The sequence below is a fragment of the Aquipluma nitroreducens genome (assembly GCF_009689585.1).
GTDB lineage: Bacteria > Bacteroidota > Bacteroidia > Bacteroidales > Prolixibacteraceae > Aquipluma > Aquipluma nitroreducens.
This window is the reverse complement of the sequence record NZ_AP018694.1, coordinates 5,215,152-5,232,628: the sequence shown is the minus strand read 5'-3', so window position 1 is coordinate 5,232,628 and position 17,477 is coordinate 5,215,152. Positions and strand designations below refer to the sequence as shown.

At 37.1% G+C, this 17,477-nt stretch carries 11 protein-coding genes and 1 tRNA gene; 6 read left to right on the top strand and 6 right to left on the bottom strand.

Translation table 11 applies throughout. From position 1 onward, the window contains the following. Window positions 1-12: 12 nt before the first annotated feature. The 3 genes from AQPE_RS21920 to AQPE_RS21910 form a co-directional block, all read right to left on the bottom strand. Window positions 13-3,450: a TonB-dependent receptor gene (locus AQPE_RS21920; RefSeq protein WP_318348618.1), complete on the bottom strand. Its 3,438-nt coding sequence runs from the start codon at window positions 3,448-3,450 to the stop codon at window positions 13-15. A gap of 154 nt (window positions 3,451-3,604) precedes the next feature. Continuing rightward, window positions 3,605-4,600: a FecR family protein gene (locus AQPE_RS21915; RefSeq protein WP_318348617.1), complete on the bottom strand. Its 996-nt coding sequence runs from the start codon at window positions 4,598-4,600 to the stop codon at window positions 3,605-3,607. Window positions 4,601-4,693: 93 nt separating this feature from the next. Continuing rightward, the gene (locus AQPE_RS21910) at window positions 4,694-5,233 is read right to left on the bottom strand and encodes an RNA polymerase sigma-70 factor (protein ID WP_318348616.1); all 540 of its coding nucleotides are present in this window, start codon (window positions 5,231-5,233) and stop codon (window positions 4,694-4,696) included. Window positions 5,234-5,561: 328 nt separating this feature from the next. Here AQPE_RS21910 and AQPE_RS21905 point away from each other — a divergent pair, with 328 nt between their 5' ends. Beyond that, window positions 5,562-6,695, top strand: coding sequence for a PAS domain-containing sensor histidine kinase (locus tag AQPE_RS21905; RefSeq protein WP_318348615.1), 1,134 nt, complete (start codon window positions 5,562-5,564; stop codon window positions 6,693-6,695). 26 nt (window positions 6,696-6,721) lie between these two features. Further along, complete coding sequence (locus tag AQPE_RS21900) at window positions 6,722-9,778, top strand: PAS domain S-box protein (RefSeq protein ID WP_318348614.1); 3,057 nt, start codon at window positions 6,722-6,724, stop codon at window positions 9,776-9,778. 844 nt (window positions 9,779-10,622) lie between these two features. Here AQPE_RS21900 and AQPE_RS21895 read toward each other — a convergent pair. Both AQPE_RS21895 and AQPE_RS21890 read right to left on the bottom strand, forming a co-directional pair. Further along, a complete protein-coding gene (locus AQPE_RS21895; RefSeq protein WP_318348613.1) occupies window positions 10,623-11,882 on the bottom strand; it encodes an Nramp family divalent metal transporter in 1,260 nt (419 codons plus the stop codon). Window positions 11,883-12,037: 155 nt separating this feature from the next. After that, on the bottom strand, window positions 12,038-13,279 hold the full coding sequence (locus AQPE_RS21890) for a DEAD/DEAH box helicase (RefSeq protein WP_318348612.1): 1,242 nt from the start codon (window positions 13,277-13,279) through the stop codon (window positions 12,038-12,040). Window positions 13,280-13,635: 356 nt separating this feature from the next. Between AQPE_RS21890 and AQPE_RS21885 the strand changes: the two genes are divergently transcribed. Beyond that, window positions 13,636-14,346 (top strand): YebC/PmpR family DNA-binding transcriptional regulator, encoded by a 711-nt coding sequence (locus AQPE_RS21885; protein WP_318348611.1) that lies wholly within the window; start codon window positions 13,636-13,638, stop codon window positions 14,344-14,346. A gap of 149 nt (window positions 14,347-14,495) precedes the next feature. Then, complete coding sequence (locus AQPE_RS21880) at window positions 14,496-15,011, top strand: DUF6155 family protein (protein WP_318348610.1); 516 nt, start codon at window positions 14,496-14,498, stop codon at window positions 15,009-15,011. A gap of 8 nt (window positions 15,012-15,019) precedes the next feature. Here the strand turns inward: AQPE_RS21880 and AQPE_RS21875 are convergent, their stop codons facing one another. Then, entirely contained in the window at window positions 15,020-15,667 is a 648-nt protein-coding gene (locus AQPE_RS21875; RefSeq protein WP_318348609.1) for a hypothetical protein, read from the bottom strand. Window positions 15,668-15,810: 143 nt separating this feature from the next. On the opposite strand from AQPE_RS21875, the gene AQPE_RS21870 reads away from it, so the two are divergent. Together AQPE_RS21870 and AQPE_RS21865 are read left to right on the top strand one after the other, a co-directional pair. Further along, window positions 15,811-15,894, top strand: a tRNA-Leu gene (locus AQPE_RS21870). Window positions 15,895-16,182: 288 nt separating this feature from the next. After that, window positions 16,183-17,391: a site-specific integrase gene (locus AQPE_RS21865; RefSeq protein ID WP_318348608.1), complete on the top strand. Its 1,209-nt coding sequence runs from the start codon at window positions 16,183-16,185 to the stop codon at window positions 17,389-17,391. Window positions 17,392-17,477 lie beyond the last annotated feature (86 nt).

Here is a 17,477-nt window from a genome sequence, read left to right as displayed (position 1 = left end):
GATTTTAAACGGTTAGAAGGTTAAGTTAAGTCCAAGGATTAAGGATTTTGCCAGAGGTAAACCACCGTAATCTCCCGCTTCGGGGAATGAAGAGTTTCCTGACAGGTCAGTATTTGTTGCTTCAGGATTAAAGCCTCCATAATACTTATCCTTTCCAAACCAGTTTTCGGCTGTTACATAAACACGCGCACCAGTCAGAATTTTATTGTGAAGTTTCTGACCTAAATCATAGCCAAGCGTGATATTACGAATTCGCCAGTAATCGGATGAATACATCCAGTCTGTATTTTTAATACGCCCGAAAGTTGAATATGCTTTACCAACAGTTCCAGCGCCAGGATCTTCTGCAGAACGCCAGCGATCGCGATAAAAACCAAGTGCATTGTCAACAACTCCCTGACCGGTACGACCTAAAGCACGACCAAGCAACGAGTAGATTGAGCCACCACTTTGACCCTGAACCAAAATTGACAAATCAAATCCTTTGTATTTGAATGTGTTTGTAATACCCCAATTGTACGATGGGTTTGGATGACCAACAATAATACGGTCATTAGCATCAATCAGCCCGTCGTTATTTGCATCGAAGTACTTTGGGTCGCCAACGGTTTCAGTACCATACCGAGCTACTTTATTATCGATGTCAGCCTGAGATAATATACCAATTTGTTTTACGACATAGATGCTATTCATTTGTTCGCCAACTTTCAGAATGGAGTGCGAAATGTCGAACAATGAAGGAATCAGGATTTGAGTTTGTCCTGAAGCCAATTCAACAACTTTGTTGGCATTGTGACTTAAATTAGCCATTGTGGTCCATTGAAATTTTCCAGTCATGTTTCTGGAAATCAATTCAATTTCCCAACCCTGATTCCGAACTTTACCTACATTGTTGAGTGAGGTTGAAAAACCTGTGCTCTGAGGAATAGGAACATTCAATAAAAGGTTATAATTCAATTTATTATAATAATCGAATGAACCGGTAATTCGCGATCCAAACAATCCGATATCGAAACCAACATCATAGGTTTTCGATTCTTCCCAGGTAATATCCGGATTGGTAATAGCACTTGGAGCTTGTCCGGTAGCCTGACCCGAATTAAATGTGTAGTTGTAATTTGCCAACACCGGAATACTACTGTAATCACCAATGTTGTAATTACCCGACTTACCCCAGCTTCCTCTTAATTTTAGGTCATTTATTACTTTAATACTTTTCATAAAATTTTCTTCAGATATTCTCCAACCGACTGATGCTGAAGGGAAAATTCCCCATTTGGAGTTAGAGCCAAATCTGGAAGAACCATCGCGGCGGATACTGGCAGATAAAAGATATTTATCTTTATAGCTGTACTGCGCTCTACCAAAGTATGAAAGCAAAACATTTTTAGTTTCGCTTGAATTTCCGGTTATACCATTAGCGGCATTGAGGGTTGTAATAACGTAACTGTTAAAACCACCATTCGAACTCATGTTGCTGACATCCAGCTTATCGCTGTTATATGATGCTCCGGCTAAAAGATTTATATTATGATCTTCAAACAATGTTTTGCTATATGAAAGGGTATTTTCATTCACAAAAGTTTGCTTTTTATAACTATTCAGCGATCCTGAAGTAAGAACTGTTAACTGCGATAACCGAGCTGATAACGAACTGGCAATGGAATATGGAACGTAGCTTTTTGCAGTATTATCTGTATTGTCGAAGTTCAGAGTCGATTTGAAAAACAGATTCTTAATGATTTCGTATTCGCCAAAAATAGAAGTAAGTGTGCGGAAGCGTTTGGTTAACCCAATTTTGTTTTCAAGCTTCGCAATCGGGCTATTAGCCGATGTACTCCATTTATACTGTCCGTATTCGAATGAATTTGGGTATAGTTTCATGGTATCTTCCTGAACCGGTGAATAGCTAACCAACTGGTGCAGAATATTATCTTTACCTTCAACGCCCGGATCATTCGTTTCAGAATAAGTTGGTGTTAAATTAATCCCGAACTTTAATTTGTCGTTTGCTTTAACTTCAACGTTTGCTCTGGCTGAATAACTTTTGTGGTTCATTCCGATAACCATACCTTCCTGTCCAACAGTATTTACTGAAACGTAGTATTTTACAACTTCGTTTCCACCATTGGCAGATACCTGATAATTTTGAACCAAGCCCTTACGGAATGCTTCATTCTGCCAATCAATGTAATTCAGACCCGGATGACCAGGCATATTCCAGCGATCGTCAATCATGTAATTGGTATTATAAGCATTGCCGGAAAGTCCCAAAATCTGGCGTCTTTCAGCAGTCGATTGCGAAGCCAAACGACCTGTTCCTGAAGCAACCCACTGTGCATTAATCATTTCAGTTGCACGATCAACCCATTCTTCAGCATTCAACATATCCAGTTTGCGGTTTGCCTGATTGTAACCAACGTAGCTGTTGAGTGTAATTTGAGGCTTTCCGCTTTTCCCATGTTTAGTTGTGATTAAAACCACACCGTTTGCTGCACGCGATCCGTAAATGGCAGCTGATGCAGCATCTTTCAGAACCTGTATTGATTCAATGTCGTTTGGATTAATGTTATCCAATGGATTGCCATTGGCATAATTTCCGGAGCTGTTTGGGTTAGCCGCTGCAAGAGGAAATCCATCAATTACATACAAAGGTTCGTTTCCGGCAGAAATAGAACCTGTGCCACGAACCTGAATACTGAATGCTTTACCAAGCGCTCCTGAGGTTTGTTTAACCTGAACACCTGCCATTTGGCCAACTAATGCCTGATCGATCCGCACCAAAGGTCTTTCATCTATTTTATCGGCCTTAAATGAAGCCGACGCTCCAACGACATCGCGCTTCTTTTGAGTACCATATCCAACTGCAACCACTTCTTCGATGCCAATTGATTCATCTTCCATGGTCACATTAATAACTGTTTGATTCGTAACAACAATTTCCTGGCTTCTCATTCCAACAAATGAAAACGAAACAGTAGCTCCTGCCGGAACGTTTGATAAATTATACTGTCCATTCATGTCAGTAATCACACCATTCGTTGTTTTTTTTACAACAACAGATACTCCGGGCAACGGTAATCCGGCAGAATCGATCACTTTCCCGGAAATCTTATTTGTTTGCTGACCAGAAAAAACGTTATCGTTTTCTCCTTGTTTATGGATAACAATCAACTTGTTATTCACTGTGTAAGTTAATCCGGTACCTGCCAAAATCTGGTCCAGAACTTTATTTATTTGTTGATCCTCAGCATCAATACTCATTCGTCTTGTCAAATCAATCTGATTGGCATTAAAGAAAAACGAGAACTCAGACTGATTTTCAATCCGCTCCATAATTTCACCAAGTGTAAGATTTTGGCCAACAATTTTAAGTTTAGTCGTTTGCGAATAGCTTGCTGCGGAAACATGCATCACTGCAACAAACAAAAAAAGCGTTATTAGTTTCATAATACGTACAATTAAAGGGACGTCAATAAGAGACATTCCCTTCGGGTGAATCCATTTTTTTTTCATAGTTTTGAAATGTTTAGACAATTAATGTAAAAATGATTGTTTTTTGGAAGGCGGATTGTTGTGGCGACAATTCGTCTTCTTTGTTTAATTAATTATATTTTAATGGTTTATATATGATAGTGAATTCTCTGAAAGTAGTTTTCTGGTAATCAATTGGCGACGTAAGTTTCAACGCATCCAACACTTGCCAAATGGTCTCCTGATTTTTAAACTTTCCGGTAAAAGCATAGTTTTGAAGCTTTTGATCGGAAAAATTCAATTTTACATCATACCAACGTTCGAGGCGTTTGGCGAGTTCCGAATATGGAATATTCTTAAAAATGAACTGATCGTCCTTCCAGGCAATTTCAGATTCTACATCAGCCTGATCTAATGAATGCATCAGGGTTTTGCGATCGAGTTGAAATTTCTCGCCCGGTTCAACTTTTAAGGTTGTTGAGTTATCTTTTAACTGAAGACTGATTTTTCCCTCTTCCAATGTTGCAGTTGAGTATTTATTATCAGCATACGAACAGACGTTAAACTTGGTACCGGTAACCTTTATATCAAAATCAGAAGTTTTTACAGTGAACGGATGTTCCTTATCGGTTTTCACTTTAAAGAAAGCCTCTCCAGTTAGGCTCACCACCCTATTCTGTGATGAGAAACCAGACGAATATTTCAATTCGCTTCCTGAATTCAAGCTTACTTCCGACCCGTCGGCAAGAATCACTTTTGATCGCGATCCCATAGGTACTGAAAATACCTGAACGCTTTCAGATGAATTTGCGGTATTTGTCGGAACTAAAACAGAAAATATCAACCCAATAATCAGTATTGCAGCTATGGCCGAAAAAGTACGAATCCATACAATTCGTGATTTTTTACTTTTTTCATATTGATTTTTATAAAAAAGTGCAAGTTGTTCGGCCGTACTTTCTTTTGGAGAGTTTATTGAGTCCCAAATATCTTTTATAGAAAGATATTCTCTCTTAGTATCATTAGATTCTTCAATCCAGTCTTTTAATTCTGCTTGTTCTTCCGGGGTACAATTCCCATTCAAGTAACGAACAATCAGGTTTTCGGTATATTCTTTGTCTTTCATTCAGCTGTATCTTTTCTTTTGACAATACTAAGACAACTGAACAGTTTATTCTACGTCAGAAAAATCACCTTTTCTTCACAAATAATTCACATTCTATTGTAACCATCTTAAGGACAAGAGAATAAAAAATGATTTTCGCGATATCTTCTCTCTTAATGCAGATAAAGCCCTAAAAACACGGGTCTCAACCGTTCTAATCGGTAAATGAAGTTGGGTCGCAATTTCATCGTTTTTGAGGCCTTCAACCCGGCTAAGCACAATAATTTCTTTATAAATAGCTGGCAATGAATCAATAGCATCATTTATCTGCTTCAGATTTTCTCGTTCGATGAGTGATTTTTCACCTGATTGGTAATATACTGCTTCCATTTCCAACAACTGAAATGAAGTTTCATTTTCGAACTTTTGCACAATCTTTTGGTGTTTCAGGTAATTCAGGCAACCGTTCTTAATGGAATTAAACAGATAAGCCTGAACCAATTCTTCCTTTTGTTTATATTTCCCATTTTCCCATATGGCAACGAAAACGTTTTGTACAATATCAAGGGCATCGCTTTCACGTTCTACAAACTTTAGAGTATAGAGTAAAAGTCGACGGTGGTATTTACGAAACAAATAATCGAATTCTGTCATCAATATCACAATAAGGAAATACAAAGAAAGTATATTTCAGTTTATCTTATACCATCGTTGCAAACCAATCGGACACTTGTTACATATTGGCAGGGAAACAAAAATGAACTTATCGATTCACTTTCGATCTGCGAAAATTGAAGTTTACCATATAAGTCGTATTCATTCCAGATTAAATTAATTAATTCACTCAAAATCAAATAATCATTTCCTTTTAAAAGACAATTTTATTTATTTATATTGTCGATTCTTATTTCTATTATGTTCGAGTAAAATTTTTGATGTAGTATTCCCAGTTCGGTTCTTCTAATTATGAAAAATGTCGGCAATGATGACTAAGTTCCAGGAACCAATTCATGGAAATCCGGGATTAATTGATATTTTCAGACAGTCTCCTATTTCAATTGAATTGTACGATAAAGATGGATTTTTATTGGACGCTAATCAGGCCTGTTTTGATTTGTTTGGTCTCAAAAACATTAGTGATATAAAAGGATTAGATTTATTTACAAATCCACATCTGTCAGAACAAAAAATAGCTGATATTAAAGCAGGGAAATCGATAAAATATGAATTAGTTTACGACTTCGATGCAATAAAGAGCCACAACCTGTATCAAACAACTTGTAATGGCATTCGTTATCTCGAATGCTTTATCAATCCAACGTTCAATCAATCCAACGAAATTTCAGGATATATCGTTCATATCACTGAAATATCTGAAAGAAGAAATGCTCAGGAATTATTGGCAAAACAAGCTAAGGAACTTCAGGAAGTGAATGACACCAGGGACAAATTCATGTCAATCATTGCACACGATCTTAAAAGTCCATTTAATGCAATACTCGGATTCACCGATTTAATGCTCAGTAATTTCGATCAACTTGACAAAAAAACTCTTCTCACCGGGTTGAAAACAATCGAAAGCGCATCGAAGCATGCCTACCAATTACTCGAAAACTTATTGACCTGGACACGAAATCAAATAGGCGGAAGCCAATTTAATCCTGAAACATTAAATCTTAAAGCACAAGTAAATGAATCATTAAGTATGATTGAAAGTGCTGCTTTTAACAAAAACATTAAAATATCAGTTTCGGTAAGTAAAGACCTTTATGTTTTTGCTGACAAAAACATGCTCGATTCAATTCTTAGAAATCTAATTTCAAATGCTATAAAATTCTCATTTAAAGGTGGAAAAATTAAAATTTCAGCTACCCGGCTTGAAACCGAAATACAAATTTCAGTATCAGATCATGGAATTGGCATTTCTTCCGAAAGACTTTCTTCAATTTTTAGAATTGATAAACATACCAATACCACTGGTACCGAAAACGAACTTGGAACTGGCCTGGGATTGATCTTGTGTAAAGATTTTATATCTCAACATGATGGTAAAATATGGATAGAAAGCACAACACAAGAGGGGACTACGGTTTTCATCAGTTTGCCATTAAACTAAAATTCATATTCAAGAACTAATTCAAAATGAGCAAATATATCGTTGTTAGCAAATCAGATGTAAGTGCTTCTGCAATAAAGTCACTAATCATGAAGGTGGATACAAATCCTGAAATCCGCTTCAATTCTCCTGAAAATGATTTATTTCCGTTGGTTACATCAGAACAACCTGATATTGTTTTCCTGAATATCGAACTGCCCAATCAAAGTGGTATTGAAGTATGTAAAAAACTCAAGGTCAACCCGTCCTTCATTAAAATATCTGTGATTCTTTATAGCACTCAAACAACTCTACAGTATTCGACTGATGAGATAATTGAATCAGGTGCTGACGCTTATATTCAATATCCATTCGATGAATTAAGCTTCAGCCTCCAGCTACGTACCTTATTAAAAATCAATCGTTCCTATCCAGATAAAACAACTGTACCTGAATTTTCGGAAAGACAGGAATCACTTCAGGCAAAAGACCACAGCACTCTAGCAAAAATGGAGGCCGAATTACTTGAAAGTGAAAAGGTATATAAAAATCTGGTTGAGCGGTTGCCCGATGGAGTTTATAAGAGTACACATCAAGGGAAATTTGTCGAAGTGAACAAAGCAATGGTCGAGATGCTTGGATATGCTTCGAAAGAAGAATTGTTGGCTATTGACATAAAAACAGAACTGTATTTTCATGCTGAAGACCGCGAAAGTATAATCTTACAGGAGAAGTATGAAGAAATGGGAATCTTCAGGCTAAAAAAGAAAGATGGATCTGGTATTTGGGTCGAAGATCACGGTTGGTATTCGTTGGATACTAATGGAGAAATTCTTTTTCATGAAGGGATTTTGCGTGACATTACCGAACGTAAAATAGCAGAGGAAGAACTTAGGGAAAGTGAAGAACGGTTTAAAATCTTGTACGAAGAAGCACCTATCGGATATCAATCGCTGGATGAGAACTGGCATGTGACAGATGTCAACCAAACCTGGCTAGAAATGACAGGCTATAAAAAAAATGAAGTTGTAGGATGTTGGTTTGGCGATTTTTTAATACCTGAATATGCAGAATCAATGCATAAACGATTTGCTATTTTTATGGCAACCGGGAAGGTTCAGTCTGATTTAGAAATGATAAAAAAGGACGGCTCAACAATTTTCATTCAGCTTGAAGGTCGAATTAGTCATACCACTGAAGGGAAATTTAAACAAACACTTTGTGTATTATCTGACATAACAGAACGCCAAAAAGCAGAAAAAGCAATTGCAGACGAACGCATCCTTTTACGAACATTAATCGATAACATACCGGATCCAATTTACGTGAAAGATACTCTTGGCCGGAAGTTAATTTCAAACATAGCTGATCTGGAGGTATTGGGTTTAGCAAGTGAAAGTGATGTCATTGGAAAAACGGACATGGAATCTTCCTATCCGGGAATTGCTTTAGATACTTTCAGAGACGACATGTCTGTTATTCATACAGCTCAGCCAATTTTAAATAAGCTTGAATTCTTTACCGATCGAAATGGCAAAAAAAAATATTATTTAACCAGCAAAAAGCCATTAACAAACGATTCCGGCGAGATAATCGGGTTAGTTGGCGTAGGTCATGACATTACCACCCAAAAACAAAGCGAGCAGAAAATCATTCAACTATCCAAAGGAATTGAACAGGGTCCGGCAAGTATAATCATTACTGATATTTCAGGAAATATTGAATATGTAAATTCCAAATTTACCGAAATTTCAGGCTACACATTGGATGAAATAAAAGGGCAAAATCCAAAAATCCTGCAATCAGGATACACTTCAACCAGTGAATACACGAAACTTTGGAATACCATTTCGTCTGGAAACGAATTCCATGCCGAACTCCAAAACAGGAAAAAGAATGGCGAACTTTATTGGGAATCCGTTTTAATATCACCAATCCGCGACGAAGCAGGGACAATAGTAAATTACATGGCTATTAAAGAGGATATTACAAATCGAAAAAAAGCAGATCTTGAAATTCTCAAACTTTCGGTTGCCATCGAACAGAATCCAGCCTCTGTTGTAATTACTGATACCAATGGAGTTATCGAATATGTTAATAAAAAATTCGAAGCAGTTACCGGATACCACAGTAAAGAATTAATTGGAAAAATAATTCGTATTTTAAAACCGGGACACACTTCAGATGAAGTCTATCTTGAAATCTGGAATAACCTATTTGCTGGAAAAATATGGAAAGGGGAACACCAAAACCGAACAAAAAACAACGAAATATACTGGGAATCAGTCCTAATTTCTCCGATTAAAAATCAGGAAGGCAAAGTAACAAACTTTGTTGTTTTGAGTGAGAACATTAGTGAACGTAAAAAAATGGAGAAAGACTTGGTAGCTGCAAAAGAAAAAGCAGAAGAGAGTGACCGTCTAAAGTCAGCCTTTCTGGCAAATATGTCACACGAGATACGCACTCCACTAAACAGCATTCTTGGCTTTTCTGATCTGCTAACTGCACACGATTTGGATGCTGATTCAAGAAGAGATTTTGCCAACCTGATTAACTCCAGTGGCAATAATCTGCTTTCAATTATCAACGACATACTTGATATCTCAAAGATTGAGGCAGGCCAGATCACATTGATAAAAAATGAGTTCTCGGCTTACCAACTCGCCTCTGAGATACATAAGGAATATTCATACAAAGCTATTTCAAAAGGAATTGAATTTAAACTGAAAACTCAATCACACATCCCTGAATTGATTATTCGGAGTGATGAAACAAGAATTAAGCAGGTATTAATCAATTTTGTGGGCAATGCACTAAAGTTTACCAGTAAGGGATACATCGAATTGGGAGTAGAACTTATCCAGAACAATATCCAATTCTATGTAAAAGATACAGGAATAGGCATTCCGAGAGAATACCACGAGAAGGTTTTCGACCGTTTCAGGCAAGTTGAAGCTTCACAAACCAGGAAATACGGCGGTAATGGGCTGGGACTCGCGATTACTAAAAATCTGGCCGAATTACTTGGCGGAAGAATTTGGCTCGAATCTGAGCAAAATATAGGATCGACTTTTTATTTTTCTTTACCCAAAAATTCAGTGTAAATTAAACAGGCAAAAGGGCATTAAACACGAATGGGAACAATCCGTTAAGGACAGTTCCCATTCACTTTTAGATCGCCCGAGGGTTCTCCTTAGTGCCAGACTACGGTTATTGCGACTGGCTGTTTGATCTGGCTTTTCAGCTTTTTCACTCAGCCTTGAACTTTCGATCTTGCTTGTTACAGCAAAATCTTCCAGTTGTCCGCCCGATCATTTCTTTCGATTTGATCTTCACGAACGAAGCTATCAGGTCAGTCGTCTGAAATCGATCTTTCGATCAGCTTTTCGATGAAAGGCTTCTGACTATCCGAAGATAATCTTCCACCTCGGCCAATTTTCCAAAACCGAAGTTTCTTCCAATCTTTCACCTTCCTGAATCAACTTTACAATGAACTTTTGACGGTAAATCGTTGGTTAATGAACTTCGAAAGCAAGCTTTCTGGTTCAGCTTCAGCTTTTCCCAAATGCAGATCCTAAAATCCGGATGATCAGGTTTTAAATTCGGTTAAAAATTCAACCCCTTCTCCATTCGTTCAAAGCAGCCTTTTATCGCTCGTCTGATGAAATAAAAATACAACATTAAAAGCATATCAGTCAAGCATTTTTACCGATTTAAACCAACCCGTTATCATTCATTGATATGAACAATTGTTAATAACGATTTTCAAAATACTTCTGGCGTCATGATTAGAATCTTAGAGACATAAGCACGTCGTTATCAGAGTTATTAACAAAAGCAGGTATTCGGAAAAGACAAAAATTCTTTCATTTCTGGCAAAGATTGATATTCAAACCGCCTGCATTTCAGCTTTCGGAAGATACAACGCAGGGAACTTATGATTCCTGATCAGAAAAAACTAATGAAAAGCAATACATTCAGGAAGGTAACAATGCTGCCTATCAGGAGCATTAGAACTGTGGTCGATTTTGAATTGACATACTTTCCCATCACTTTGGGAGAGGAGGTCAGATAAATTTGTAAAAAAATTGTGAAAGGAAGTTGAATACTCAAAATCATTTGCGAAATAATCAGTGCGTTAAACGGATTTCCAATGATAAAAATCAATACTAATGCAACAAGCAGAGACAAGCCTATTCCCAATCTGCTATGATTATCTTTAATATCGTAAGGTTCACTAAATAAACCGGCAAAAATACTTCCGCCAGCCATTCCTGAGGTAATTGAACTCGCTATTCCGGCAAAAAGCAAAGCAATAGCAAAAACTACTCCTGCATTGTTTCCAAGTAATGGCCCGAGCATCGACTGCGCTTGTTGCAATTCATCAACCTTCACGCCATGCGTATAAAAAGTTGTAGCTGCCAAAATAATCATGGCACTATTTATAGCCCATCCAATAAGCATCGAAACCAAGGTATCTACAAATTCATAATCAAGCTGCTTTTTGATCACATCATCATTTTCGAGGTTCCACTGGCGACTCTGAATAACCTCCGAATGCAAAAATAGATTGTGAGGCATCACTACCGCTCCTAAAACACTCATAACAATCAAGATTGATCCTTCAGGAATGGAAGGTACAAACCAACAAATTCCGGCTTGTCCCCAATCAATCTGAACGAGACTTAATTCGTATAAAAACGAAAGGCCAATGATTGAAACAAAGGCAATAATGATCTTTTCAATGAGCGCATAAGAATTGGTAAAGAGCATTACTCCAACAAACAAAACCACTATTATTGCTCCTGTAGGGATTGGAATTCCAAACAACATCTGGAGAGCAATAGCACCTCCCAAAATTTCGGCCAGAGAGGTTGAAACTGACGCAAACATTGCCGACCCTAGTATTGTTCTTGAAACGAAAGTTGGAGTATGCAAAGTGGCTGCTTCGGACAAACAAAGGCCTGTAGCAATACCCAAATGCGCCACATTATGCTGAAGAATAATAAGCATTATGGTTGACATGGTAACCATCCAGAGCAACGTGAATCCGAAATCGGCTCCAGCGGCAATGTTTGATGCCCAATTGCCCGGGTCAATAAAACCTACAGTAACCAACAGGCCTGGACCTATATATTTGAGGATTTTTAAAGCTCCAAATGTTGGTTTGTGATTTTTATTGTCAATGTTTTTAAATATGGACAGCATATTTGTCAGTTCGAAAAATTAAAGTGTATAAAATAGACAAACTAAACAATCAAATTGTTGAGTGTTTATGACAAATGATCCGTTCTTATGGGAAAAAATTGCTTTTAACCTCAAATATGCATATCAGAATATTTATCAGAACTATGTAGTTTGGCTTAGGTTGGATTTGCCCCTCCCCGATTTGGTTTTCCTCCTGTCGAAAATTTTCGTTTGCTCTGAGGACGACCACCACCTTTTCGCGGAGGACGAACTTTGTAGACCGGACCTTCTCCTAATTCGGAGGGAACGGGAATCTTCAAAACTTCCATTTCAATGAGCTTCTCGATCTTATCAAATTTATCCATATCGTGCTCATTAATCAGGCTAATAGCAATACCTGTTTTATCGGCACGAGCTGTTCTTCCTACACGATGCACATAATCTTCAGCCGATCCCGGAACATCAAAATTAATAATCAGATTGATGTCTTTAATGTCAATTCCACGGCTTAAAACATCGGTGGCCACTAAAACACGAGTTCGTCTCGAACGAAAACGCATCAATACATCTTCCCTCTCTTTTTGTTCCAGATCAGAAGAAATTCCTTCGGCTGCAATGCCCGTTTTTTTAAGGCTCCTAACTATTTCAGTAACCTTGCGCTTCGTTGAACTAAAAACCAGAATGCTGTCTAAATCTGGCTTATCCGAAATCAAACTATTGATTACCGGTATTTTTTGGTTTTCATGAACAACATACGCCGCTTGCAAAACGCCCTCTGCCGGTTTGGAAATTGCAGTACTAAATTCAACCGGATCTTTTAGAATTTTTGAAGCCAATTCGCGTATCTTTTGAGGCATTGTGGCCGAAAACATTAAAGTCTGCCTCGCTTCAGGAACATAGCTTAAAATGCGCATCAAATCATCATAAAAACCGATGTCTAACATCCGGTCGGCTTCATCCAACACCAAATGCTTAATTTTATCAAACTTAACATATCCCAAATTCAAATGCGAAATCAATTTTCCTGGAGTAGCAACAACAATATTGGTTCCTTTCGTAAGAGCTTTACTTTCGGCATCCCAATCGGAGCCATCGCGCCCACCATAAACCGTTACTGAATTGATATTCAGGAAATACGAAAAGCCTTGAATTTGCTGGTTAATCTGTATGGCAAGTTCTCTGGTCGGCACTATGATTAAGGTGCTTAAATCATGGTTCTCTTCAATCGAAATATGGTTTAGAATCGGCAGCATGAATGCTGCGGTTTTTCCAGTTCCGGTTTGTGCACATGCCAAAATATCTTTGCCTTCTAATATTGCTGGTACAGTAAGTTCTTGTATTTCAGAAGCTTTTTCGTAACCCATATACGAAATCGCTTCAAGTATTTTATCGTTTAATCCAAGTTCATCAAATCTCATTGGTATTCATATAATTAATTCGCATACAAAACTACTTATTCAACTTTGCTTAAACATTAATTGTTCATCATTTCCGATTGCGCCAAAATCATCAAAACAGATTATTGTTAATCGAAACTATACAAAATAGTGATTTGCATTTCTGATAAGATTCACAAAAGTACAAAAACTTTATCAACATTTTTTTCATCCATTTGCTAATGACCAGAATATTGGGCTTATCCGAGACAAAAAAAGACAGTTACTGATGTCAACTCAAATATTTCAATATTCGTTCGGGAAAAAGATTTGCAATTTGTATTTTTGCGGCGTTAAAAATTAGCTGAATTAACCAGTAACATAAATTAATACTGAATATGGGAAGAGCGTTCGAATACCGAAGAGCAACCAAAGAAAAGCGTTGGGATAAAATGTCACGGACATTTCCAAAATTGGGAAAAGCAATTACAGTTGCAGCCCGCGAAGGCGTACCTGATCCGGAGATGAATGCAAAACTACGCACCGCCATTCAAAATGCCAAGGCACAAAACATGCCAAAAGACAACATTGAAGCGGCTATTAAAAGAGCCTCAGGCAAAGATGCTGAGAATTTTGTGGAAGTTAATTATGAAGGCAAAGGCCCTCATGGAGTTTTAATTTTCATCGAATGTGCAACTGACAATCCAACCCGAACTGTGGCCAATGTTAAAATGTATTTCAATAAAGCTGGTGGATCATTGGTGCCAACTGGTTCGCTCGAATTTATGTTTTCGCGTAAAGCTGTTTTCGAATTTCAGAAAAAAGACGGAATGAATATTGAAGATCTGGAATTGGAGTTGATTGATGCCGGATTGGAAGAGATTGAAGAAGTGGATGGAGTTGTATACGCAAATGCTGATTACACCAATTTTGGATTAATGTCTCAAGCCCTCGAAGCATTGAAGATTGAAGTAACAAAAGCTAATCTTCAGCGCATCCCTAATACTCCGGTTGAATTCACTGAAGAACAATTGGTTGACATTGAAAAACTAATTGATAAAATTGAGGACGACGACGATATTCAGTCAGTCTTTAATAACATCGCTTAATTGAAGATCATTCATTCAGTTTAAGCTGAATATCATAAAATAGAAGTTCGTTGGTAGAATTTTGTCATTTGACAATATTTTCCGGCGAACTTTCTTATTTTTATATTTCCTGAAAAGTCTATCATTTCTGAAAATTAAAAACCTGCCTCATGAGCAAACGAGAACTCCGGAAATACTTAAAAGAACTGACCAAAGTACAACTGGAGGAACAACTAATAGACCTGTACGAAAGATTCAAACCGGTAAAAGAGTATTATGACTTTGCTTTCAATCCAAAAGAAAACGAATTAATTGAATTGTGCAGATTCCAAATCAGTAAGGAATATTATCCGGTTGGAAGCCGTAAGGCGAAAATGAGAAGATCTGTCGCCCAGAAATGGATTAAAAAACTGATCTTACTTGATGCAGAGGCCTCTCTGCTTGCCGATGTTATGTTATTCAATATCGAAATAGCCTTAGCATTTTCCGGAGAGCATATTATTCGGCAGGAATCATTTTTTACGAGTATCTACAAATCGTTTGACGAAACCCTTCGCTTTGTTTCTGAGAAAGGAATTCTTGCTGAATTTAAGGGACGAATTGAGAAGATTGCAGGAGACACCTGGGATCAACAATGGCCAAACAGAAACGCATTTGAAGATCTGGCGGATATGTATCTACAATAAACCTGCATCTAGTTTGAGCTTAAAAACCGAATGAGTCCGATTAAACTTTCCTGATCATCATACCTTACATCTTTTTCCTTGACATAGGCTTTAAACTGACTTGACTTTTCCTCGAATGACTTCGACAATTGCCGGATGCTAATGAACTTAATCAACAGACCATCCTTTTTTAACCAATAAATTGTAAATGGTTTTGTTTCAACACTCTCAGGTAATTTCATATCGTAAACCTTGCCACCTGAATAGTATGATGAGTAAGTACTTGTGGCAGACGTCTGAGATGATCCGCCATAACCAGATGGTTTCCCCGGATCTTTTATGCTGCATTTATGTTCAGCGTACAAATCATATTTTGAATGATAGAGCAACTCTAAAAATTTGCCATTCAAAAGAAAAAATTTCCTGTCTTTAACGAATATCGTATCGATATGTTCTAAAAGAGTAAGAGCCAATTTAACACCATTATTTTCAAATATCATCTCCTCAGTCAGCGCATTATAATTTAGTAATGCATCGTTCTTCACGCCAGTTTTCATCAAAACAACACCTTTCGTAAATTCAGGAAAAAGATAGTGAGTTATATTTTGCTTTTTATCCTGAGAATAGCAACTGAAAAATAAGAGGCTCAAAATCAACAAAAAAAACATCCGTTTCATAATAAAGTAGTCTTTGAATGAAAATGAGTTTAATAACTTGATAAATATGATAATCTCAAAGTTAGAATAAGTTTGAAATTATTCATAAATATATTGATGAGGTTTTAAGATTTTTTATAGTTTTGCAGTCACAAAATTGAAATGCCCAGATGGTGAAATTGGTAGACACGCCAGCTTGAGGGGCTGGTGCCGGTTACGGTGTGCAAGTTCGAGTCTTGTTCTGGGCACTGATAGAAGTATCAAAATGTATCAAAAGCGCTTAAATTCAATGATTTAAGCGCTTTTTCTTTTAGCGGATTTTTCAATAAAAGTCCTTTAAAATCAAAGAAAAAGCGACAAAATCGAGACCAAACTCAAATTCACTTTTTCTGGTCGCGGCAAATCACGCAACGAATTGATTCAAAACATTTTATTTGATTCTTTTTGACTCATTTTTGCACTTTTTTTATCGTGCAAAATGGGGTATTTTAGTTCGTCATCGAGACCAGATTTTTAATTTTGTTAATTGTCGTACCATGAAAATTGTTACTAATTTTTTATTGAGAAAAAACAGAAAAGCCGATGATGGTAAATCATCCGTTTGTGTAAGGATTACTTACCTCGGTAACCGTATTGAACTTGCAACTGGAATTTATTCATCAACAGATCATTGGGATATTGTCCGACAACGGATAAAAGATAAAGTCATTGGCGCAAGAGTGGACAATGAACGTCTTGATCGTATAAAAACTGAAATACAGGACATTTTTAACCAACTTCGGTCAACAAATGAAGATTTTGATGCTAATACAATTAAACGTAAACTTTTGAATATTCAGGAGTCAAAAGGGATTCTCGCTGTATTCGATTATTACCTGGATAGTATCCTTGCCAAGCTAAATAAAGGGTATTCAATGGAAACTTATAAGCATTATAAATCTTCCCGGAAGCGTCTGGCTGATTTTATGAATTCCAGTTTAAAAAGACCTGACATTTCAGTTCAGTGTATCGACTACAAATTTCTGGATGCGTTCGATGTTTTTATTAAAAAGGATTTCAACAATGTCCAAAATACGGCATGGAATTACCACAAGCATCTGAGACGGGTTTTAAATCTGGCCATTTCATTGGACTATATTGATAAGAACCCATATTCAAAATTTAAAGTTGGGTTGGATGAAACACACCGGGAAATCCTTTCCATGGAAGAGCTGAAACGGATTGAAGAAAAGCAAATTCAAATTGAACGTTTGTCCGTTGTTCGGGATATATTTGTTTTTGCCTGTTATACCGGACTTTCCTTTGCGGATATTTCAAAACTTAGCGACATTCATCTTCAACAAAAATCGGATGGCAAAGAATGGATTATAATAGACCGGTCAAAAACGAATAATAGATGCCGTATCCCTGTTTTACCCAAAGCAAAAGAAATATTGAAACGGTATGAGGACTATCCAAAAACTACAGGCAAGAGCCTTTTACTTCCTGTATTAACCAATCAAAAAATGAACAGCTATTTGAAAGAATTAGGGGACATCTGCACTATTAAAAAGAATATTACCATGCATATTGCCAGGCATACATTCGCCACAACGGTGACCCTTAGCAACGGGGTTCCAATAGAAACTGTTTCAAAATTACTTGGACATACATCTTTGAAAACAACACAGATATATGCAAAAGTATTGGATCAAAAGATATCAGAAGATATGGATGTATTGGAAGCTAAACTATGCAATGCATAAAACAATAGTAATTGATTAGCCAAGTTTTGGAGTTCGAATTGGTTGCCAATCATATGGGGTCTCGAAATAGTCTCTTCCAATTTGAC